The organism is Streptococcus oralis, assembly GCF_016127915.1.
GTDB lineage: Bacteria > Bacillota > Bacilli > Lactobacillales > Streptococcaceae > Streptococcus > Streptococcus oralis_BO.
In genome coordinates this window covers 1,264,235-1,285,062 of record NZ_CP066059.1, presented here as the reverse complement: position 1 = coordinate 1,285,062, position 20,828 = coordinate 1,264,235, and the positions used below count along the sequence as shown (strand labels likewise).

24 protein-coding genes are annotated in these 20,828 nt (G+C 42.0%); all 24 read right to left on the bottom strand.

Annotation, left to right across the window (positions count from 1 at the left end):
- Window positions 1-5: 5 nt before the first annotated feature.
- The 24 genes from rplB to mgtA all read right to left on the bottom strand — a co-directional run bounded on the left by rplB (window position 6) and on the right by mgtA (window position 20,808).
- On the bottom strand, window positions 6-839 hold the full coding sequence (gene rplB / locus I6H78_RS06215) for a 50S ribosomal protein L2 (protein ID WP_125425016.1): 834 nt from the start codon (window positions 837-839) through the stop codon (window positions 6-8).
- Between the two features lie 17 nt (window positions 840-856).
- Window positions 857-1,153 carry a 50S ribosomal protein L23 gene (locus I6H78_RS06210; RefSeq protein ID WP_001055347.1) on the bottom strand — a complete coding sequence of 99 codons (297 nt, stop codon included), beginning with the start codon at window positions 1,151-1,153 and terminating at the stop codon, window positions 857-859.
- A complete protein-coding gene (gene rplD, locus I6H78_RS06205; RefSeq protein WP_000024539.1) occupies window positions 1,153-1,776 on the bottom strand; it encodes a 50S ribosomal protein L4 in 624 nt (207 codons plus the stop codon). The genes I6H78_RS06210 and rplD overlap by 1 nt, the downstream gene beginning before the upstream one ends.
- Window positions 1,777-1,800: 24 nt before the next feature.
- Window positions 1,801-2,427 (bottom strand): 50S ribosomal protein L3, encoded by a 627-nt coding sequence (gene rplC, locus I6H78_RS06200; protein ID WP_000160197.1) that lies wholly within the window; start codon window positions 2,425-2,427, stop codon window positions 1,801-1,803.
- 216 nt (window positions 2,428-2,643) lie between these two features.
- Window positions 2,644-2,952, bottom strand: a complete 309-nt coding sequence (gene rpsJ, locus I6H78_RS06195; protein ID WP_001284513.1) for a 30S ribosomal protein S10 — start codon at window positions 2,950-2,952, stop codon at window positions 2,644-2,646.
- 257 nt (window positions 2,953-3,209) lie between these two features.
- Window positions 3,210-3,623: an effector binding domain-containing protein gene (locus I6H78_RS06190; protein ID WP_000478846.1), complete on the bottom strand. Its 414-nt coding sequence runs from the start codon at window positions 3,621-3,623 to the stop codon at window positions 3,210-3,212.
- 566 nt (window positions 3,624-4,189) lie between these two features.
- Entirely contained in the window at window positions 4,190-4,816 is a 627-nt protein-coding gene (locus I6H78_RS06185; protein ID WP_198459137.1) for a uridine kinase family protein, read from the bottom strand.
- Entirely contained in the window at window positions 4,813-5,409 is a 597-nt protein-coding gene (gene nrdG, locus I6H78_RS06180) for an anaerobic ribonucleoside-triphosphate reductase activating protein (RefSeq protein WP_198459136.1), read from the bottom strand. Before nrdG ends, I6H78_RS06185 begins: the two co-directional genes overlap by 4 nt.
- Window positions 5,410-5,413: 4 nt before the next feature.
- Window positions 5,414-5,920 (bottom strand): GNAT family N-acetyltransferase, encoded by a 507-nt coding sequence (locus I6H78_RS06175; RefSeq protein WP_198459135.1) that lies wholly within the window; start codon window positions 5,918-5,920, stop codon window positions 5,414-5,416.
- 9 nt (window positions 5,921-5,929) lie between these two features.
- Window positions 5,930-6,430 (bottom strand): GNAT family N-acetyltransferase, encoded by a 501-nt coding sequence (locus I6H78_RS06170; protein WP_198459134.1) that lies wholly within the window; start codon window positions 6,428-6,430, stop codon window positions 5,930-5,932.
- 43 nt (window positions 6,431-6,473) lie between these two features.
- Complete coding sequence (locus tag I6H78_RS06165; protein WP_000521629.1) at window positions 6,474-6,614, bottom strand: hypothetical protein; 141 nt, start codon at window positions 6,612-6,614, stop codon at window positions 6,474-6,476.
- A gap of 11 nt (window positions 6,615-6,625) precedes the next feature.
- Window positions 6,626-8,833, bottom strand: a complete 2,208-nt coding sequence (gene nrdD / locus I6H78_RS06160) for an anaerobic ribonucleoside-triphosphate reductase (RefSeq protein WP_198459133.1) — start codon at window positions 8,831-8,833, stop codon at window positions 6,626-6,628.
- A 120-nt stretch (window positions 8,834-8,953) separates the two neighbouring features.
- Window positions 8,954-10,471 (bottom strand): damage-inducible protein CinA, encoded by a 1,518-nt coding sequence (locus I6H78_RS06155; protein ID WP_198459132.1) that lies wholly within the window; start codon window positions 10,469-10,471, stop codon window positions 8,954-8,956.
- A 35-nt stretch (window positions 10,472-10,506) separates the two neighbouring features.
- Complete coding sequence (locus I6H78_RS06150; RefSeq protein ID WP_000933184.1) at window positions 10,507-10,650, bottom strand: hypothetical protein; 144 nt, start codon at window positions 10,648-10,650, stop codon at window positions 10,507-10,509.
- Between the two features lie 75 nt (window positions 10,651-10,725).
- Window positions 10,726-12,258, bottom strand: coding sequence for a cardiolipin synthase (cls, locus tag I6H78_RS06145; RefSeq protein WP_198459131.1), 1,533 nt, complete (start codon window positions 12,256-12,258; stop codon window positions 10,726-10,728).
- Window positions 12,259-12,541: 283 nt separating this feature from the next.
- A complete protein-coding gene (locus I6H78_RS06140) occupies window positions 12,542-13,693 on the bottom strand; it encodes an iron-containing alcohol dehydrogenase (protein ID WP_198459130.1) in 1,152 nt (383 codons plus the stop codon).
- Between the two features lie 185 nt (window positions 13,694-13,878).
- Entirely contained in the window at window positions 13,879-14,334 is a 456-nt protein-coding gene (locus I6H78_RS06135; protein ID WP_070799905.1) for an SP_0198 family lipoprotein, read from the bottom strand.
- Between the two features lie 90 nt (window positions 14,335-14,424).
- Complete coding sequence (locus I6H78_RS06130; protein WP_198459129.1) at window positions 14,425-15,675, bottom strand: bifunctional folylpolyglutamate synthase/dihydrofolate synthase; 1,251 nt, start codon at window positions 15,673-15,675, stop codon at window positions 14,425-14,427.
- A 206-nt stretch (window positions 15,676-15,881) separates the two neighbouring features.
- On the bottom strand, window positions 15,882-16,187 hold the full coding sequence (locus tag I6H78_RS06125) for a DUF1292 domain-containing protein (protein WP_000017624.1): 306 nt from the start codon (window positions 16,185-16,187) through the stop codon (window positions 15,882-15,884).
- 15 nt (window positions 16,188-16,202) lie between these two features.
- Window positions 16,203-16,622, bottom strand: coding sequence for a Holliday junction resolvase RuvX (ruvX, locus tag I6H78_RS06120; protein WP_002876031.1), 420 nt, complete (start codon window positions 16,620-16,622; stop codon window positions 16,203-16,205).
- A 3-nt stretch (window positions 16,623-16,625) separates the two neighbouring features.
- The gene (locus I6H78_RS06115; RefSeq protein WP_000507059.1) at window positions 16,626-16,892 is read right to left on the bottom strand and encodes an IreB family regulatory phosphoprotein; all 267 of its coding nucleotides are present in this window, start codon (window positions 16,890-16,892) and stop codon (window positions 16,626-16,628) included.
- Window positions 16,893-16,978: 86 nt separating this feature from the next.
- Entirely contained in the window at window positions 16,979-17,548 is a 570-nt protein-coding gene (locus I6H78_RS06110) for an SP0191 family lipoprotein (RefSeq protein ID WP_125840463.1), read from the bottom strand.
- Between the two features lie 66 nt (window positions 17,549-17,614).
- The gene (gene spx / locus I6H78_RS06105; protein ID WP_000591165.1) at window positions 17,615-18,013 is read right to left on the bottom strand and encodes a transcriptional regulator Spx; all 399 of its coding nucleotides are present in this window, start codon (window positions 18,011-18,013) and stop codon (window positions 17,615-17,617) included.
- 134 nt (window positions 18,014-18,147) lie between these two features.
- A complete protein-coding gene (gene mgtA / locus I6H78_RS06100) occupies window positions 18,148-20,808 on the bottom strand; it encodes a magnesium-translocating P-type ATPase (RefSeq protein WP_198459128.1) in 2,661 nt (886 codons plus the stop codon).
- Window positions 20,809-20,828: the final 20 nt, after the last annotated feature.

Below are 20,828 nucleotides of genomic sequence, written 5' to 3'. Positions count from 1 at the left end.
TACTATTATTTCTCGTTGCGACGACGAACGATAAGTTTGTCAGATTTCGCTTTCTTGTTACGAGTTTTAAGACCAAGAGCAGGTTTGCCCCATGGAGTAGATGGCGCTTTACGACCAACTGGTGCTTTACCTTCACCACCACCGTGTGGGTGATCGTTAGGGTTCATTACAGAACCACGAACTGTTGGGCGGATACCTTTCCAACGGCTACGTCCTGCTTTACCAAGGTTTACAAGTCCATGTTGTTCGTTACCGACAACACCAACTGTAGCACGACAAGTTCCAAGAATCATACGAACTTCGCCAGATTGAAGACGAACAAGAACGTATTTACCTTCTTGACCCAATACTTGAGCAGAAGCTCCAGCTGCACGAACTAATTCTCCACCACGACCTGGTTTCAACTCGATGCTGTGGATCAAAGTACCAACTGGGATGTTAGCAAGTGGAAGAGCGTTTCCGACTTTGATATCTGCTTCTGGACCTGAAACGATACGTTGACCTACTTCAAGACCTTTTGGAGCGATAATGTATGCTTTCACACCGTCAGTGTAGTGTACAAGAGCGATGTTTGCAGAACGGTTTGGATCGTACTCGATAGTTTTAACAACAGCTTCAACATTGTCTTTGTTACGTTTGAAGTCAACCAAACGGTAGAAACGTTTGTGTCCACCACCTTGGTGACGAACAGTGATACGACCGTTGTTGTTACGACCAGCCTTGCTCTTCAAAGCAACAAGCAATGATTTTTCAGGAGTGCTTGTTGTGATTTCAGCGAAATCCAAAGAAGTCATATTACGGCGACCGTTTGTTGTTGGTTTATAAACACGAATTCCCACGATATTTCCTCCTTAGATTATTCAGCTTCAGCAGCAAACAACTCGATTGCTTTTGAATCAGCTGTAAGTGTGATGATAGCTTTTTTAGTTTTGTTAGTAAAACCAGTGTAACGTCCAACACGTTTTGCTTTTGGTTTTACGTTGATTGTGTTAACGTTGGCAACTTTAACACCTTCGAAAGCAGCTTCAACAGCTTGCTTGATCAAAAGTTTGTGTGCACGAGTGTCAACTTCAAATACATATTTTCCTGCTTCAAGTTGAGCCATTGAGCTTTCAGTGATGACAGGTTTTTTGATAACATCATACAAATTCATTATGCAAGAACCTCCTCGATTTTAGAGATAGCTGCTTGTGTGACAAGAAGTTTGTCGCTATTTGCGATGTCAAGAACACTTGCAGTTGTAGCAGTTGCAACTTTCACGTTTGGAAGGTTACGAGCTGAAAGAGCTGCGAATTCGTTTCCTTCTTCAAGAATAACAAGGACTTTAGAATCGATGCTCAAAGCTGCAAGAACTTTTGCAAATTCAGCAGTTTTTGGAGCTGTAAATTCAAGAGAATCAACGGCTACAAATTTGTTTTCAGCAACTTTTTCAGAGTAAACTGATTTAAGAGCTAGGCGACGAACTTTTTGTGGAAGTTTGTAGCCGTATGAACGTGGAGTTGGTCCGAAGACAACACCACCACCACGCCATTGTGGTGAGCGGATAGAACCTTGACGAGCACGTCCAGTTCCTTTTTGACGCCATGGTTTGCGTCCACCACCTGATACTGCAGAGCGGTTTTTAACAGCGTGTGTTCCTTGACGAAGGCTTGCGCGTTGGCTGATGATCACATCAAACACAACTGATTCATTTGGTTCAATACCAAATACTGCATCGTTAAGAACAACTTGGCCAGCTTCTTTACCAGTTTGGTCAAATAATGTTACGTTTGCCATTGTGACTGATTTCCCCTTTCTTTATTATTTACCAGCTTTAACTGCTGATTTGATAGTGATAAGAGATTTCTTAGCACCTGGTACGTTACCTTTGATAAGGATAACGTTCTTTTCTGGAACAACTTGTACAACTTCAAGGTTTTGAATTGTTACGCGGTCGCCACCCATACGTCCTGCAAGGTTTTTACCTTTGAATACGCGGTTAGGTGCAACAGGTCCCATAGAACCTGGACGACGGTGGTAACGAGAACCGTGAGCCATTGGTCCACGTGATTGTCCGTGGCGTTTGATAACACCTTGGAAACCTTTACCTTTAGAAGTACCAGTTACGTCAACAACGTCTCCAGCTGCGAATGTTTCAACTGTGATTTCAGCACCAACTTCCAAGCCTTCAACGTTTTTGAATTCACGAATGAAGCGCTTAGGAGCCGTGTTAGCTTTCGCTACATGTCCTTTAGCAGGTTTGTTGCTCAATACTTCGCGTTTGTCATCAAAACCAACTTGGATAGCGTTGTATCCGTCTGTTTCAACAGTTTTAACTTGAAGAACAACGTTTGGAGTTGCTTCAATAACTGTTACAGGGATCAATTCGCCAGCTTCAGTGAAGATTTGAGTCATTCCCACTTTTTTCCCTAAGATTCCTTTTGTCATGAGAAAATAGTTCCTTTTCTATATTTTTTATTCAAAAAGTTTTTAACGAGCGTTTTTCATGCTCAAGTCTAAGATACAAAGGGCGTCAAACTCAAAGTGAAAATAGGAAACTGACGCAGTGTCTAACAGACACTAGGAAGTTTATCTTTTTCACACCGAGTTTAGCCCGTGTTCAATTAAATTGAAACACTAGCTTCTGCTCTTTTATATTTTAGATTAAAGTTTGATTTCTACGTTTACACCACTTGGAAGATCCAATTTCATCAAGGCATCAACTGTTTTTTGAGTTGGGTTAACGATATCGATCAAACGTTTGTGTGTACGCATTTCAAATTGTTCGCGAGAGTCTTTGTATTTGTGAGTCGCACGAATAATTGTGTAGAGGCTACGCTCAGTTGGAAGCGGGATTGGACCCGCAACTTGTGCACCTGTACGAGTAGCTGATTCTACGATTTTTGCAGCCGCTGTGTCAAGCGTACGGTGTTCGTATGCTTTCAAACGGATGCGGATTTTTTTGTTTGCCATCTTTTTCTCCTTTTCGTCTATTTAAGATAATAGGCTAGCTCCACAAGAAAACCGACGCGCGTTGCGTGGCAATGCAACCGAGCGTATCGCAACCTCTTGCATCAAAGCTAAGGCTGTAATTTACAGCACCATAATAGAATAACACAAAGCCCCTGCGATTGCAAGGGATTTGTTAGCTTTTTTTTCGTTTTTTTACTAACCTAAGTTACTAGAGTATGTTCTGATCCTCTTTCGTAAATAAAACTTAGTTTGACAATTTATCCATTTTTGGGGGTGGCGATAAAGATAGATACTGTCTGATCTGGATCATATTTTTCAAAATCAATACTATACTGACGTTGCAGTTCTCTTGCTTCTTCTGCCTGCCAAATTTGTTGCCAGGTATGGAGAAAACCTTTTGAATCACTTGTATCCACCTCAAATACTTGGTAGGTTTGTCCTGAAGTGTCAAAATCCCAGTCTTCTTTATCGGATAGACTACAGAGCGACAAGCTGTAATCCCCCTTGTAGTCGCTGACATAATCATGATAGACTGCATAAATCGGAAGCCCTTGGGCAAATGCCTCCTCTACTTCTTTCTGGTGCTCCTGCCATAGATGGCTAATTTTTTCCATCATGTTTGGATCTTGGAAATTATTTGTAGAGATACTACTGATTATTTTTAAAAACATTCCTTCGCTCCTTTTACTTTCACTTCTAAGGTGACTGATTAGCAATCAACCTCAGCTCTAAACTTTCTAACTACCAATAGGCTACTTCACGCAACAAAATGAAATAGCGTTCTTTGCGTATAGGATATATCTCGCCATTCACTATCAACTCCCTTTTCCTAGAGAGAATGGCACCCATAGTAAACAAAACGTTCAATTTACCGGTCTCAATCAGAGCCGAAAAACAATACAGACTTCGACCAAGACCAGCCTTCCAACTCTTATTGATATAGTTTGGAAAGTTTTTAACGAGCATTTTTTATGCTCAAGTCTAGGACATAAAGGGATTCAAACTCAAAGCAAAAATAGGAAACTGACGCGCGTTGCGTGGCAATGTATCCAATCGTGATCACAACCTCTTGCATAACAGCTAAGGCTGTAATTTACAGCACCACGGTAGAATAACACAAAGCCCCTGCGATTGCAAGGGATTTGTTAGGTTTTTTCGTTTTTTTGGGATGAAACTGTTTTCCTATTTCATCTTCATACAATTACTAATTTACGACTATTAAAACCAATCTTTTCTTCTATATAATACGAGTCATTTTGACTTTGAATTTATCTTCTGATTGATCCACTAAGATATCTGCTTTAAACTCGGTTTCTCTATAGTAACGCTGATACTGCTCCCGTCTCATCTGATGGCTAGCTAGTATAAAGGAAGCATCGCGATTTCTCATAGTCGTATCTCGAGCTAGGCGCCGCTTTAATTCGGTCTCTTCATCCGTGTAGAAACAGATAGTTTTGTCAAAGAGTTCCTTGGGTAGGAAAGCCACAGACATCCCTTCGACAAGCAGTATCGGTTTCGAACCAGATAAGACTTCGCTTGGCTTCCAAGGTTCATCAATCGTCAAGATGTCCAGGCCTGCCTGCAAGGCGAGAATATCTCTCTGCAAACTTGCCAGTTCATGCGCCACTGGCAGACAAGCTGTCACCTTTTGATCAGGTGCTTGCTTTGGTATTACCAGGTGACGTTCTGAAGTGATATAGGGATCTGTTTCTAGTAAATTTACTGTAGTAGAATCTAGTGCTTGATATAATTCCTGAGCGAAGGTTGACTTGCCTGATGCACCGTGACCGTAGATCCCCAGTGTTTTGACGTTTCCCGTTTCGATCTCTGAGACCAGTTGGTCTATTAAGTCTTTTTTCTTCATTCTCTCTTCACCTGTTCATAGCTTTCTTTTCCGTCATTGAGCTTGTCCCAAATAACTATTTGCCCACTTTTGAGGGATTTTTGCACATCAATAATCCGCTGATTAGAGGAACCTCGGAACTGGAGCATGAGATTGCGCTTGCTTTTGTCATAACGACCATCGACAAGGATGTCAATCAACGACAAGAGTTCCAGCTTGTCTGGAGTCTCCAGCATCATTTCTTCCCAAGTATAACCTGTCCAGGACCAGATGTCTTTATCTGGCAATTCCTTACGAATGCGTTTAACGAGGGGCAAGAGAATCCCCGTATTGAGAAAAGGTTCTCCTCCTAGCAAGGTCAAGCCTTGAACATAGGGCTGGGCAAGGTCTTCCATAATCTGTTCTTCTAACTCTTCTGTATAAGGAATGCCTGCATTGAATGACCAAGTCGCAACATTATAACAGCCCTCACAGTGGAACATACAACCTGCTACGTAGAGGGAGTTGCGCACGCCTTCTCCATCAACAAAGTTAAAAGCCTTGTAGTCGATGATGCGCCCTTGACTCAGTTCCTCACTCTTCCACTCTCCTGGTTTTGGTGTATTCCATGTCATACTTCTACTCCAACTCTATCCAGTAGCGCTGACTTCTATCGATTGTATTTTCGTAAACACCGCCAGCGGAGAGAATCGTGCGGCGGCTGGCTTCGTTGTCTTCATCGCAGGTAATCAGCACTCGTTCCAATCCTTGCTTTCGAGCCTCCGCTAGTCCTAATCTCAACTGCTCCTTCCCATATCCTTTGCCTCGTTGACTGGGACGGATAGAATAGCCAATATGACCGCCTTCCACAAATAATTTGTCATTCAAGGACAAGCGCAGGGCTAAAAATCCCAAAGGTAAGCCAGTCTCATCAAAGGATAAAAATTTGATTGCAGGAACCCAGCCTACTGGCAGGTTGGCAGCATCCTCTTGCTGCTCTACAATCTTTAAACAATCCTCATAATCCTTTGCTCGCTTCCAAGCGGAGCCCATGCCACCGTGTATATAGGATTTTGCTGCATCGAACTCCGCAATCATCTCTAATATCGCTTCTTTATCTTCCAAAGTTGGTCGTCTTAGCTCCATGCTTCCTCCTTAATCGACATCAATCCAATAGCGCTCCGTTCCGTTTCGAACATCCTCCAACTCCCCACCATTAGCTAAGATAACAGCTCGGCTTGCTGGATTTTCTGTGCTACAGGTCACAAGCGCTTTTTTGATGTTCTTTCCCTTGGCGACTTGCAAGCCTTGTCGGAGAGCTTCTTTGGCATAACCTTTACCTCTTTTAGAAGGGCGGATGGAGTAGCCAATATGTCCACCTTCTTCCAATAAGAAGTCATTGAGGCACAAGCGGATATTGAGAAATCCTACAGCTTGACCATCTATCGAAAAAGCGACTAACTGAATATCAGGCACCCACCCTTCAGGCAAATTAATCCCCATTTCATGATCCTGATTGTTTTTTAACCACTCTTCATAAACAAAATTCTCAGCATCCCAAAATCCGCCATCGTGGGCTGATTGAGTCTGTTCAAACTCTGCCATCATCTCTAAAACTGTTTCTTTATCTGCCAATGTTGGTCTGCGTAGTATCATTTTTACCTCCAATTAAGAGAAAAGCGAGAGCGGACTCTCACTTTTATTTTTTCTTGTTCTTGTTTAAAAACTGTTCTCTGAGGTTGAGCAAGCGTTCTTTTTTTCCTACTCCACCTTTCGAATGTTTTTCATGATAACGGGTTACTTGAGCACGTCCCTTATCGTCTAATTGGTATTTCCCCATTGCGTTTCCTTCTAATTTGTTACTTCATGTCCGGCTGTTTTAATGGTTGAACCGTTCATGTGTTTGACACGCGCAGCGATTTCCTTGTGGCGTCCATTAACCATTGGACGCGCTTGAGGATTTCCCAGATAACCACACGTACGTTTGACCACGTCTACTGTTTTAGGGTCGCTATTGCCACAGTTTGGACAAGCGAATCCTCGCTCAGTTGGTTCAAAATCCCCTTCAAAGTCACACTTGTAGCAACGATCAATCGGAGTATTGGTCCCTAGATAGCCGACACGGTCATAGGCATAGTCCCAAACAGCTTCCAGGGCTTTAGGATTTTGTTGAAGAACTGGATACTCACAATAATGGATGAAACCACCTGACGCACCTGCTTCTGGATAAACTTTCTCAAAGTCTAATTTTTCAAACGGTGTTGGATTTTTCCGGACATCGTAGTGGAAAGAGTTGGTGTAGTATTCCTTATCCGTAATATCAGGAATAGAGCCGAACTTCTCTGTATCCAAGCGACAGAAGCGGTCTGTCAGACTTTCAGACGGTGTGGAGTAGATAGAGAAATGGTAACCATATTGGTCAGACCACTCTTCCACACGACGTTTCATATCGCGAATGATTTCCAGTGTGAATTCCTTGGCTTCTGGATTACTTTCCCAGCTGTTTCCAAAGAAGACAGTAGCCACTTCGTACAAACCAATGTAGCCCAGTGAAACTGTCGCACGGCGATTCTTAAAGAGTTGGTCAACACTTTCTTCTTTTCCGAGACGGCGTCCGAAGGCCCCGTACTGATAGAGGATTGGGGCATTCGCTGGTGTTGCTTCCTTGGTCCGTTCAACACGGTAAACCAGAGCATCTTCTGCTATATTCATACGTTCGTTGAAGATTTCCCAGAACTTATTCAGATCTCCTTCAGACTCGAGGGCGATACGAGGCAAATTGACCGTCACAACACCTAGATTCATCCGACCTGAATTGACCTCAACGCCATTTTCATCTTTCCAGCCTTGGAGGAAGGAGCGACAACCCATAGGAACCTTGAAAGAACCAGTCAGTTCGATAATCTTATCGTAGGACAAGACATCAGGGTACATCCGCTTGGTTGCACACTCGAGGGCCAACTGTTTGATGTCATAGTTTGGAGTCCCCTCTTCTAAGTTGAGGCCTCTTTTTAATGTAAAGATAAGTTTAGGGAAGATAGCTGTACGGTGTTCTGAACCAAGTCCCTTGATTCGGATGTTTAAGATAGCTTTTTGAATTTCCCGCTCAAAACGATTAGTTCCTAATCCAAAACCGAGCGAAGTAAAAGGTGTTTGTCCATTTGAAGTGAAGAGGGTGTTGATTTCATACTCAAGAGATTGCATGGCATCATAGATATCTTTTTGAGTTTTCTTCCAACCGTAATCTTCCCGTTTCTCAGGCAAAACCCATTCTTCCGCATCCTTGAGGTGTTTTTGGTAATTCTTCTCTGCATAAGGCGCCAAGACTTCATCGATACGGTCGGCTGAACAGCCCCCGTACTGACTAGAAGCAACATTGGCGATGATTTGGGAAATCTGAGCTGTCGCAGTCTGGATAGACTTGGGACTCTCTACCTCTGCATTTCCAATCTTAAAACCATTCTCCAGCATGCCTTTAAAATCAATCAAACAGCAGTTAGTCATCGGAGTGTAGGGGCTGTAGTCCAAGTCATGATAGTGGATATCCCCTTTTTGATGAGCATTGGCTACGTGCTTAGGAAGCATTTGCAATCCGATTGATTTCCCAACAATCCCTGCTGTCAAATCACGCTGGGTATTAAAAACATCACTGTCTTTATTAGCATTTTCATTGACAACGGCTTGGTCTTTATTGAGCAGCTTATGGATACTAAAGTTAATATCTGTCGCTTTTGAGCGCTCAAAATCCCTCTGTGTCCGATAAGTGATATACTCCTCAGCCAGCGCATATTCTTTGGCTTCAAGGAGTTCATGTTCTACGACATTTTGAATTTCATAAATCTTGACACCTTGAGGGAAGCGACTGTGAATTTCAGTCACGATTCTTTCAACTAGACCATTTAGGCGTTTTTCTACTAGAGGCGTAAGGTCTATAACTTTTTCTGCCGCCTTGTGGAGAGCCTTGTCAATCTTGTCTACATCAAACACTACACGTCTACCATCTCGTTTTTCAACAAACAAGGTGGGAACGGTTGCAAGCTTTTCTTCTAATACAATCATATCCATGCTCTTTTCTAAAATGTTGTTCTATGAAGTATTATACCACTCTAAAAATAAAAATCAATATCTTGTGTCAAAAATCCTAAAATTTTTAAAATTCCACAAGATATTGATTTTTTGTTATTTTGATTTATAAAGTTTGAACTCGCTAGTATCTGTCTGAACAAGCTCATAGTTTTCACTGAGCCAGCTCTCTACATCTGACCACAAGGCAACTTTTTGATTGACCACAATCATCTTCGGCTGATTCTCTTTCAGGTCATTCATCAGTTTGGTTTTATTTTCATCGCTTGCAGTATAGAGTGTTGGAGTTGATAGAGAAGTCGGCGCCAAGCGTTCACTTGCACGGTAGAAATCAGGACGATCATCCCATGCATAGACACGATCCTCAGAACTCGTTTGTTGTTTGACCATGCTAGCAAGACGTTCTCTCTCCTGATAAGTCGCTGGGTGAGAAAGGTAGCGACTCACAATAGGAAGAACAATAAGGTAGGCAAGGGCAATCAGTGGTAGATAGAAATTTCCTTTAAAGAAAGAAGTTTGTTTCTCACGTCTTCTTCTACGACGACTCCCTCCATCCGAAACATCTTCCTTGATTCCTGTCAGAAGGAGCAGGACCAAGAAAGGAATTAGCACCACAAGACGAGTACCATTGATGGTTTCTTTGGAGAGAATCAAGATTCCCAAAGAAACCATCAATCCCAAGCTAGCAGCAATTGAGAGGGCATATTGCTTGGCTGGTTTTGACTGGAACAAGCCTGCAAAGAGCAAACCAAGGGAACCTAATCCAATAGCAAGCAAGCCATAGAAGGCTGCATTTTCAAGCAAATGCGAGTTCGAAAAGAGGCTAAGAGTATTTACCGGATACAAGGTCTGGCTAATGGCATCCCCAAAACTACCTGTCCACACTGTATAGTAGCCTAAAGGATAGAATAAAAGTGAAAATCCTAGGGCTGACGCAAAGAACTGATATAGGCCATGAACAAAGTGACCTTTGCCTAGATTAAAGCCGATAATCCCTAAGGCCAGTACAGCCGCAAACAAGGCTGTTGGGATTGGCGCAAGAAAGAAAGCGAGAGCAAGGCTCATACCCACTCGTACAAATCCTTTGTCATCCTTTGGAAAAGCGAGATAATTTGTAACGATACTCAATGAATAAAATAGGAAAGGCAGAGCTAGCAAGAGAGCATAGCCACCACCAAAAGCGAGGCCCGCTACAAGCAAGTATAAAATAAAGACAACTCGTTTCGCTTCCTTTTCTTGGCCGACAAGAGTATCCGCAGCCTTAAAAAGAAAAACACCTGCTCCAAACAAAGCCAACCACTCAACCAAAGCAATCAGAATACTGCCTTGAAAAAGGTAGGTTAGCACATAATAGAGCAATCCCTCCGTCCCAAAATAATCTGTATACATTTGACCATTTTGATGCAAGGCCCAACCGGTATAAAGATCCTGACTTTGTTGCGGACTGATTAAACCAAAAATAAAAGGCAGGGCAACCGAAATGGCTGTGGCTACTAAACTCCAAAGCAAAATACTAAAAAAGGGAATGGGAGCTCCTTCTCGTTTTTCTGGCACTGACCAGTCTTGGTAATGAGATTCTTCTTGTTTCTCATCTATTTTCCCGTATACGTTCATTCAATTTCTCCTCTAAGTTTATCTGTTTTAGTATATCAAAATCTTACAGGAATGTCAGCTTGGGATTGATATTTGCTGAATTTCTTATCCAATAGCGCAAAGCGTTCGATTTCACGAAAACGGTGAAATCGGCTGTTTCTATACTCTCTGATAAAATCATCATCTTCTAGATTAAGCATGGTTTTCTCCTTTACTTATCTATTCGTAAGAAGACAAAAATAAGATCCAGCCTTGGGCTAGATCTTAATGGATAGTTACAGCATAGGTGCAAACAACTGGACAATTTCCTTAATCAGGCTTTGATACCAGCTGGTTTTGATGGTGTGGGGATAAATTTCTTGAGAAACTTTAAAAATCTCTTCGAAGTCCCTCTCAATATCGATGATAGATTGCGTTCTATAAAGCAAGACGGCATTTTCATAGTGGTGGAGCAAGCTACGATAGTCAAAATTGATGGTTCCCACTGTTGCTGCTTCTCCATCGACAAGCATTTGCTTACTATGAAGGAAACCCGGACTGTACTCATAAATACGAACCCCTGCAGATAACAAGTCTGGATAGGCTCCCCGAGTAACTAACTGAATAACCTTCTTATCTGGGATACACGGCGTCACAATTCGCACATCTACCCCTCTCAGAGCTGCATTTTTGATACTTTCAGTTAGATCATAGTCAGCAATCAGATAGGGAGTCGTGATGTAGACGTAATCTGTAGCTTGATTGATAAGATTTTGGTAGACCGTTTTTCCAACTTGAGCTCGGTAGATGGGTTTTGGTCCACTACTATAGGGAATACAGAGCCCCATCCCATCTTTGGGCTGATTTTCAAGATGGTATTGGTCAAAGTCACTAATCTCTCCACGGTTGATGTACCAGGCAGATAAAAAGAGTCTGGTAAAAGCCTTAACTGCTGGTCCATCCAGACGAATTCCGCTATCCTTCCAATAACCAAAGCGTTCGATATGGTTGATATACTCATCGGCCAGATTGACACCACCTGTATAGGCAATTTGACCATCGATAACCATGATTTTACGGTGATCACGGTTGTTATAAGCAACAGTTAAGCGCGGAATCACCTTGTTAAATTTATGGGCTTCAATCCCTCGACTACGAAGCTGAATAGTATAATCCCCAGGTAAGGTTGCCATACATCCAATATCATCATAGAGAAGCTTCACCTCTACTCCTTGAGCAGCCTTTTCTTCCAAAATTTCTAAAATGCTGTTCCACATCAAACCTTCTTCGATGATATAGTATTCGAGAAAGATAAACTTCTCTGCTTTCTTGAGATCCTCTAGCATCTGGCACCACATGCTTTCACCAGATGAAAAAAATTGTGTATCCGTTCGATCATAGACATCTGCATTCGTGTCCATGCTGAGGAGAGATTTGATAACTCCATAAGCAGACTTATCCTTTTCCTTTAACTCCAAACGGAGAGCTCTGCTATTGTCCTCTCGGTCAACCATTGATTGGAGCTGCTTTAGCTGCTTCAATTCTTTTTTAGATAAACGACGTTCTCCAAACATGATATAGAGCAGAGGGCCAAAAACTGGCACAAAGGCTACTAACAGCCATGTTACCTTACTCTCAGGATTCATGGACCGATTGACAATCGATACAATAGTCGCTAAGCTCACTAAAATGACTAGGATAATCCAGAGAATCGGAGCCATCTGCCCTAGATAGAGAAATAAACCAAAGACAATAAACAACTCTGCCAACATAATGGTAATACTAAAACCATATTTGGACATGAGTAGCTGCATTTTTCTAGCTGTCATACATCCCCTTCCTTTTCTAACATTCTCCCTCACCGATAGATAAACTAATGTTTCTACTAGTATACCTCAGTTCAGGGGTAGATGGCAACCTTTTACCTTTTTTTATTCAAAACTATTCCAAGAACTGCAAGATTCTTCAACTACACCCTCACTATACGAAACGCTGCCCTTTTTATATTTTTAACTAGGGGATTAAGAGGCTTAAAAAGAACTACCAAAATGATAGTTCTTCCCAATATTATTTATATTTTGAGGAATAAGTCCCTTCCACTCTACTTGATTTTTAAAAGAGTTCTTTATAAAGAGCAATGGTCTCTTCTAGAGTTGGCATGAATGGATTGCCTGGCGCACATGCATCGATCAAAGCATTCTTAGAAAGGTAGTCAAAATCAAAGTCTTTTTCTTGGATACCGAGTTCAGTGAGTTTCTTCGGAATACCTACTGTTTCAGACAGTTTCTCAATTTCAGCAATAGCATAGTCCGCACATTCTTGGTCTGTTTTTCCTTCAACATGGAGTCCCAAGGCCTTGGCTACATTGCGGAAAGCTTCTGGTACACGCTTGGCATTTTCACGTTCTACAACTGGGAGAAGCATGGCACAGCAGACACCATGTGGCAAGTTATATACCGCACCGAGTTGGTGAGCCATAGAATGAACATAGCCCAAACCAGCATTGTTAAAGCTCATACCACCGAGGAAGATAGCATTGACCATACCCTCACGCGCTTCAATATCTTGGCCATTTGCCACAGCACGAGGAAGATACTCTTTGATGAGTTCAATAGCTCCGATAGAGAGTTTCTTGGTCACATTATAAGCACCTGGTGTTACCAAGGCTTCGACAGCATGGGTAAGAGCATCCATACCTGTCGCCGCTGTCAATCCTTTCGGTTTTGAAAGCATGAGTTCTGGATCATTGACAGAGATGAGGGCGAGGCTGTTCTTATCAACCATTACCATCTTGACCTTGCGTTCTTCGTCAGTAATAACATAGTTAATCGTGATTTCTGCAGAAGTTCCAGCTGTTGTATTGATTGCAACCACTGGCAAGCCTTTTTTAGCAGACTTGTGAAGACCTTCGTAGTCCTGTGGTTTTCCACCATTTGTGGCGATGATAGAGATACAGCTAGCCGCATCCTGTGGAGACCCTCCCCCAAGACTGATGATGAAGTCACATCCATGCTCTTTCAGGGCAGCCACTCCATCTGTGACGTTCTTGCAAGTCGGATTTGGCTCCACATCGCTAAAGATCACATATTCGACCCCTTCAGCATCTAATGGTTTTAGGACCTTAGGTAAAATATCACTGCCTTCGATGAACTTATCTGTCACCAAAAGGGCCTTCTTATACCCTAGTTCCTTGATATACGGACCTACTTCATTTACAACACCTTTACCAATAAGGTTAACTGATGGAACGTAAAATGTAGCCATATGCTTTTCCTCCTGCGCATCTGCGCTATTTGATTATTTACTATAAGTATACGACCTTATAAGAAGTTTTACAAATATTTGTAAGCGTTTTAAGTAAAAAGTTAGTAAAGAACAGCCAGCCACTTTTTCAAGAAAAAAAGCTCCAAAAAGATGAATTTCATCTCATTGGAACTTTTACTTAATCATTATTGCTTAGTTAATACCACTCGGTCAGATGCCTCTCGGTCCATATCGTCGATAATCAATTGATTACCATTAACCGTATATATTTTGACATCATCACCGATAATGACACGTTGATTTTCTGGTTCAAAGCTGACTTGCTTGATTTCCTTATCTCCATCTGGCTCGACCTCAGTCCATGTACCAGTTTTACCTGTTACAACAAGAGTGATTTGGTCATTCTCATCTTTTCCAGTATAGGTACCATCGATATTCGTAGGTTGAGCTACAGTAGTATCCTGACTTGAGGACGCCTGTGGTTGGCTAGCACTTGTCGTAGCACTAGAAGATGATTCTTGTTGAGTAGATGATTGCTGAGCAGATTGCTGGGTAGGGGCTTGTGCCTTAGGTCCACAAGCTGCTAAAAGACTAAGAATTGCTAGGGAAGCAATAGAAAGTGTGAATGTTTTCGTTTTCATAGCGATTTCCTTTCTTTTATGCCAATATTTTGCTGGAATCGCTTCCAGATATACCTCCTACCTCCAGTATAGCAACTTAAATCTAGAAGGTCAACTAATCTCATCGCTCCTTAACAAACTAGCTCGCACTTCCGAAATAAAGTAGAGGGATCCAGTCACGAAAAGCAAGTCCTGGTCATTGGCCTTTTCTTCAAATTCTCTGATAAAGTCCCCATAGGAAAGAATCAAATCGTAACCCGCCACATCCTTTTCATCCAGAGAGCCTTGGTAGTCAAAGCCTGTTACCTTAAGTTCCACCTGAGGCAATTGCTCCATTAGATAGCCTAGCATCCCCTGATAATCCTTGCGTTTAAGGGCACCAAAAAGGATACGGACTTGATAACCTTGCTGGATTTTCCCCTGGATAAACTCTACTAGACGAGTCAAGGCTGGCAGATTGTGAGCCCCATCTAGGTAGATTTGCGGACGAATCCGTTCCAATCGACCTGCCCAATGTGTTTCCTTCAAAGCCCGTCTGACAAACTCTTCTTCGACCCTTTCACCTCCTGACGCCATAAACAGAAGAAAAGTTTCTAAAGCCAAGGTGGCATTTTCTTGCTGATAAGCACCTTCCAAACCAATTTCAAGCTGTGAAAAGCTTGCTAGCTTACTTGAAAAATCCCCAGCATTCAAGGTGAAGTCTCGCCCAGCTTGATAGAGATCCACAGCTAACTCTCTTGCTCTTTTTTGACAGACAAGCTCCGCTTCTGGAGCGAGCTTAGCAATGACCGCCTTCTTTCCAGCCTTGAAAATGCCAGCTTTCTGCTCGGCTATTTTCTCCAGGCTATCGCCCAAGGTCTCCTGATGGTCTAACCCAATAGAAGTAATAACTGCAATCTCTCCTGTTACGACATTCGTTGTGTCAAGCAAACCACCGATCCCCACTTCTAGCAGAACTAGATCCACTCCCTGCTCTTTAAAGTAAAGCAAGGCAATCAGAGTCAGTAATTCAAAAAAGGACAACTGGTCATGGGTTTGCAAAAGCGTCTTTTCCATCTCCTTGACTTGGTTAGCTATACGGATAAAGTCTTCATCAGCGATCGGTTGTCCATTGATACAGATTCGATCATGGATACTGATGATATGAGGAGAGGTAAAGGTGCCAACTTTTTTTCCATGAGCTACAAACAATTCTCTCATAAAGGCAATAGTTGACCCTTTACCGTTAGTTCCTGTTACGTGGATAATAGGATAAGTCTTCTCAGGATTCCCCAGCAAATCCACTGCTCGCTGTATTCGTCCAAGTCCAGATCTAAAGTTTAAACCAATCCGACTATGAAGCCATTCTTCTACTTCAAACATACATGTCTCCTTAACAAAAGTCCAATCAACTACCGCATCAAAGTATGATTGCAAATAAAAAGCGAGGTCGGGACTAAAATCCCGACCTCTTACCTGGTTAGCTAATCACTAGCTACTATGAATTCCAACGTGGGCTAAAAACGTCCACAGGACTTACTTACGGTCTTTATTTTTAGCGTAAGGGTAAAAATGTTCACTGAACATTTTTACTCCTCCATAAAGCTGTTGAAGACTTCTTCAATCATGTTCCATTCGTCTTCTGAGTCTTCTGGGATTGGTTGCAATTCGCCTTCTGTTCCGTCTTCATTTTCGATGAATGAGTAAGCTTGGATTTCAACTTCACCATTTTCATCTTCTTCTGCGTTAACTGGCACTAGAAGAACATAGTTTTTACCAAATTCTTCTTTCCCGTCGATGGTCAAAAGGATTTCAAATAAAGTTTCATTTCCTTGCTCATCTACTAGTGTAATCAATTCACGTTCTTCGTGGTCATGGTTGTGATCGTGTGACATAGTTTCTCCTCTGTCTTAAAATTTTCTATCTAAATAATTTTGCAAAATCAGCTGAGCAGCCAACTTATCAATAACTTTCTTGCGTTTGTTACGGCTGATATCTGCTTGTTCAATCAACATACGTTCCGCAGCGACCGTTGTCAAACGCTCATCCTGATAGTCTACTGGCAAACCAAAGAGTTCTTCTAGCTTGGCACCATAGGCTTGACTGGCTTCTACTCGCGGACCGCTGGTATTGTTCATGTTTTTAGGCAGACCTACTACAAAGCGTTCCACCTTATAGCTGTCAACCAATTCCTTGATACGGTCAAAACCGAACTGGCCCTGATCCTCATTAATCTGGATGATTTCAAGTCCCTGAGCGGTGAAGCCTAGGGGATCGCTAATCGCTACCCCTACTGTTTTTGAACCGACGTCCAATCCCATAATTCTCATAGATTATAGATCGACTCCTTGTCCTTTAAGGTAGTAGCGTACCAATTCTTCAACAATTTCATCACGCTCATACTTACGGATTTGATTTCGTGCATTGTTGTAACGAGGAACGTAGGCAGGGTCTCCACTCAATACATAACCGACGATCTGGTTAATCGGATTGTAGCCCTTGTCATTCAAAGAAGCATAAACATCTGTCAATGTTTCGCTAATTTCTTTCTTATTGGAATCATCCAATTTAAACCGTACAGTTTCTTCAGTAAATCCCATTCTAACACCCTCTTTCCTTAGAATAGTACTATTATAGCACATTCCCTGACGTTCTACAAATAAGTCAGTCTATTTATTTGGATTTTCTATTGTTCTGTCGCCCCATTTGCCACTCTATCTGCAATATATTGGCTAGGTTCGTTTTTTAAGAGATTTTCAAGACCGATATTTTTTAAATATTCTAGCTGAGATGCCTTTTTGACATCCAATACTTGAAAATCATAAGTCGTTGTCGTCTGGATTTCTGTCTCGCTGAGTAGCTTGGTTTCCAGTGTAAATCCAGCTAGTTTGCGTGCTTCTTGGATGGTCTCATCCTTCTCTTCAGCTTCTAGAAGCGCTTTTTGCGTCTCCTCTAGGCCATTTCCAGAGATAAAGGTCTTGAGTTCATCCCCGACAGGTCGTTTTTGCTGAATGGTCAAGGTCAAAAACTGATTGCCTTTATAGGTAATGGTCTGAGTCTGCTGCGTTCCATTTTCTGACTTCGGCATCAACAGGGTCTTGGTGACAACCGTATTCTTTTCAGCATTGTCCAAAACGGGAAGGTTTGATTGGAGGGGTTCAGACGTGGTTGTGGAAGCAGCAGGGGTTTCCTTTTTTTGCCCACATCCCGCAAGCAAAAAGAGGAGAGCAAAACTAGCAATTAGTAACTTTTTCATAATTCCTCACTTGATTTTAAAACAAAAGAGCAAACAAGGCCAGGAGTCACTCCCAGCCTTGATGTTTTATAGAGCTGCACGTAGACGTGCTTCTGCATTTTCTACATTACGGACAGAGCGTGGCAAGAAGGCACGGATATCATCTTCTTTATAGCCGACTTGTAGGCGCTTCTCGTCAACGAGAATCGGACTCTTTAAGATTCGTGGTGTTTCCATGATTAAGTTGAGCACTTCATTGACACTCAAATCCTCGATGTCAACTCCAAGTGCCTTAGCGTAGCGGTTTTTTGACGAAACGATACTGGCAATTCCATTATCTGTTTTCGTTAGAATATCTAATAACTCTTCTCTTGTAATTCCTTCTTTACCGAGATTTTGTTCTTTATAACTTAACTGGTGGGCATTGAGCCAGGTTTTCGCTTTTTTACAGCTAGTACAACTTGAGACTGTATAAATTTTGATCATGTACCTACCCCTTTCGCTACATGTTACTATCAGTTTAGTCTATTATACCATAAAAAACATCCGACTTGCGACCTATTTTTAAAAAAAATTAACTTTTTTCGCGATTTTCGTACTTTTTTCTTGACAAAATCAATTTATAACCAACTTTTAAATTTTTTGATATACAATCGTTTCACAACTGTAACACTTATCATATAGAGAACGATAATCAAAAGTAAAAAGAGGAAATAAATTGGTTCCAAAGGGGTTGAATGAAGCAGGCTAGCAATTGAAGAGTAGGGAAGGAAGGTCACAAAACTAGCTGCTAGCAAGGTTGTCCCAAGAACAAACCATGATGGACGACTTTGTAAGAAAGGAAGTTTTGCTGAACGAAGCATATGGATAACCATGGTTTGGGACCACATGGATTCAATGAACCAACCTGTCTGGAACAAGATGATAAAGCCCGTTGCAGACTCTGCTCCGTGAGCATAGGCTTGGCCTGTCGCCATTGGGACAATGACAAAATAGAGCAAGATAAAGGTCAAAATATCAAAGGCAGAAGAAATCGGACCCATCCAAATCATAAAGCGAGTAATAGACTTGGCTTCCCACTTATGAGGATGTTTCAAAAAGTCTTCATCCACATTATCAAATGGCAAGGCAATGCAAGAAAGGTCGTAGACGAGGTTTAACACAATCAAGTGAATCGGAGCCATAGGAAGGAAAGGTAAAAAGATACCAGACACTAAGAGTGAAAGAATATTCCCGAAATTAGAGCTGACCGTCATCTTGATGTATTTGGTCATGTTGGCATAGACCTTACGCCCTTCAACCAGCCCTTTTTCAAGCACCATCAAATCCTTATCTAGCAAAATGACATCAGCTGTCTCTTTGGCAATATCTACTGCTGTATCAACAGAAATCCCCACATCGGCTACTTTCATAGAAGGGGCATCATTGATCCCATCTCCCATATAGCCGACACAATGTCCATTAGATTTGATTTGTAAAATGATTCGTGCTTTTTGATCCGGAGAGAGTTTGGCGAAGACCGTCACCTTCTCAACTGCTTGGGCCAACTCTTCGTCTGTCATGGCATCAATATCAGAACCCAACAAGATTTGATCAACGTCTAAACCAACTTTTTCGCATACTGCTTGGGTTACCTTCTCATTATCCCCCGTCAAGATTTTGGTTTGAACACCATGCTCTAACAAAGCTTGGATAGCAGGTGCTGCAGATGGTTTTGGTGGATCTAGGAAAGCAAGATATCCTGTTAGAATCATCTCCTTTTCATCTTCAACAGAGTAAGCAAAACCTTCTTTTAGGCCTGTTTTATAAGCGACTCCCAAGACTCGCAAACCTTGCTGATTGAGTTGGTCTACTTCTTTTAAGATTTCCACTCGGATATCATCCGTCAGAGGACTAATCTGACCTTGATATTCCACATGGGTTGAAATCGCAAGCATTTCCTCTAGGGCACCCTTGGTTACCAAACTAACAACTTCGTTCTCATCCTTGACGATGACACTCATCCGTCTGCGTTCAAAATCAAAGGGCAATTCATCTATTTTTTGGAAGTTAGTATCCAAATTTTGTAGAATAGCGTGTTCTTTAGCTTCTTTTTCAGTTCTACTGATAATGGCACGGTCCATCAAGTTTTTCAAACCGGTTTGAAAATAGGAATTGAGATAGGCACGTCTCAACACAGACAAATCCAGATCTCCATGTATATCCAAAGGATATTCAAGGACAATTTCGTCTTGGGTAAGGGTTCCGGTTTTATCTGTGCATAGGATATCAATAGCACCTAGGTCCTGTATGGCATTGAGTTTTTTGATAACCACTTTTTCCTTGGCCATGATAATAGAGCCTTTTGCTAGACTGGCCGTGATGATCATAGGAAGCATCTCAGGTGTCAATCCAACACCAACACTCAGTGCAAACACACCTGCTTCCAGCCAGTCGCCATCTGTCAAGCCATTGGAGAGAAACACGATGGGAACCATGACCAACATCAAACGGATCAAGAGCCAAGAGATGCTGTTCATCTCCCGTTCAAAAGAGGTCGGTTCGTCATAGGTATTGAGAGTCTGCTCGATCTCTCCCATCATGGTGTCATCACCGACCGCTAGAATCAAAGCCTTGGCACTTCCTGATATCACATTGGTTCCCATAAAGGCGAACGCTTCTGCTTCTAGCAGACTATCAAAGTTTGATTGACTCATTTTTGACAAGGCTAGTTTTTCAACCGAGTCACTTTCACCTGTCAAACCAGACTGTTGGACAAAGAAATCACGTGATTCAATTAAAAGGAGGTCTGCTGGAATCATATCCCCAGCACTTAATTTGACTATATCTCCAACGACCAAATCTTCAATTGCGACCTCTAGACTCTGGCCTTCGCGAATAACTGTGGCTGTGTTCACAATCATTTTTGATAGATTGGTCGCAGCCTTGTCACTTCGCAATTCTTGGACAAAGCGTATGCCACCAGAGATTAGAACGAGAACGACGATGATGATAGAGGTCGTCGGATCTTCTTGTCCAGGCTTCGCCAACCAGACATTGGTCACCATGGAAATCATAGCGATGACAAGAAGGATGATTGTAAATGGATTGATAATAGATTCGTAAATCTTTTTGAGGATACTGTCTTCTTGACCCTTGGTGATGGTGTTTTCGCCATATAGGTCACGATTTTTCTCCACCTGCTCCTCAGTCAAGCCTGTTAGACTTGTCTTATAAAAAGATAGAGTTTCTTTTAAAGGTGTGTGAATAGCTACTGCTAATCTTTCTTTTGTAGTTTTCATTGGTTTCTCCTATCTGTATG

What these genes read in the sequence shown, in the direction of transcription:
- nrdG (WP_198459136.1), bottom strand. Translation starts at nt 5,409, where the DNA reads ATGACATGGAATACACCAAAACCAGGAGAGTGGAAGAGTGAGGAACTG.
- I6H78_RS06140 (WP_198459130.1), bottom strand. Translation starts at nt 13,693, where the DNA reads ATGGCTACATTTTACGTTCCATCAGTTAACCTTATTGGTAAAGGTGTT.
- I6H78_RS06175 (WP_198459135.1), bottom strand. Translation starts at nt 5,920, where the DNA reads ATGGAGCTAAGACGACCAACTTTGGAAGATAAAGAAGCGATATTAGAG.
- cls (WP_198459131.1), bottom strand. Translation starts at nt 12,258, where the DNA reads ATGACAGCTAGAAAAATGCAGCTACTCATGTCCAAATATGGTTTTAGT.
- rplD (WP_000024539.1), bottom strand. Translation starts at nt 1,776, where the DNA reads ATGGCAAACGTAACATTATTTGACCAAACTGGTAAAGAAGCTGGCCAA.
- I6H78_RS06135 (WP_070799905.1), bottom strand. Translation starts at nt 14,334, where the DNA reads ATGAAAACGAAAACATTCACACTTTCTATTGCTTCCCTAGCAATTCTT.
- I6H78_RS06130 (WP_198459129.1), bottom strand. Translation starts at nt 15,675, where the DNA reads ATGTTTGAAGTAGAAGAATGGCTTCATAGTCGGATTGGTTTAAACTTT.
- rplC (WP_000160197.1), bottom strand. Translation starts at nt 2,427, where the DNA reads ATGACAAAAGGAATCTTAGGGAAAAAAGTGGGAATGACTCAAATCTTC.
- I6H78_RS06115 (WP_000507059.1), bottom strand. Translation starts at nt 16,892, where the DNA reads ATGGGATTTACTGAAGAAACTGTACGGTTTAAATTGGATGATTCCAAT.
- I6H78_RS06155 (WP_198459132.1), bottom strand. Translation starts at nt 10,471, where the DNA reads ATGAACGTATACGGGAAAATAGATGAGAAACAAGAAGAATCTCATTAC.
- ruvX (WP_002876031.1), bottom strand. Translation starts at nt 16,622, where the DNA reads ATGAGAATTATGGGATTGGACGTCGGTTCAAAAACAGTAGGGGTAGCG.
- I6H78_RS06190 (WP_000478846.1), bottom strand. Translation starts at nt 3,623, where the DNA reads ATGTTTTTAAAAATAATCAGTAGTATCTCTACAAATAATTTCCAAGAT.
- I6H78_RS06150 (WP_000933184.1), bottom strand. Translation starts at nt 10,650, where the DNA reads ATGCTTAATCTAGAAGATGATGATTTTATCAGAGAGTATAGAAACAGC.
- I6H78_RS06125 (WP_000017624.1), bottom strand. Translation starts at nt 16,187, where the DNA reads ATGTCACACGATCACAACCATGACCACGAAGAACGTGAATTGATTACA.
- I6H78_RS06165 (WP_000521629.1), bottom strand. Translation starts at nt 6,614, where the DNA reads ATGGGGAAATACCAATTAGACGATAAGGGACGTGCTCAAGTAACCCGT.
- mgtA (WP_198459128.1), bottom strand. Translation starts at nt 20,808, where the DNA reads ATGAAAACTACAAAAGAAAGATTAGCAGTAGCTATTCACACACCTTTA.
- I6H78_RS06210 (WP_001055347.1), bottom strand. Translation starts at nt 1,153, where the DNA reads ATGAATTTGTATGATGTTATCAAAAAACCTGTCATCACTGAAAGCTCA.
- spx (WP_000591165.1), bottom strand. Translation starts at nt 18,013, where the DNA reads ATGATCAAAATTTATACAGTCTCAAGTTGTACTAGCTGTAAAAAAGCG.
- nrdD (WP_198459133.1), bottom strand. Translation starts at nt 8,833, where the DNA reads ATGATTGTATTAGAAGAAAAGCTTGCAACCGTTCCCACCTTGTTTGTT.
- I6H78_RS06170 (WP_198459134.1), bottom strand. Translation starts at nt 6,430, where the DNA reads ATGATACTACGCAGACCAACATTGGCAGATAAAGAAACAGTTTTAGAG.
- rpsJ (WP_001284513.1), bottom strand. Translation starts at nt 2,952, where the DNA reads ATGGCAAACAAAAAAATCCGCATCCGTTTGAAAGCATACGAACACCGT.
- I6H78_RS06185 (WP_198459137.1), bottom strand. Translation starts at nt 4,816, where the DNA reads ATGAAGAAAAAAGACTTAATAGACCAACTGGTCTCAGAGATCGAAACG.
- I6H78_RS06110 (WP_125840463.1), bottom strand. Translation starts at nt 17,548, where the DNA reads ATGAAAAAGTTACTAATTGCTAGTTTTGCTCTCCTCTTTTTGCTTGCG.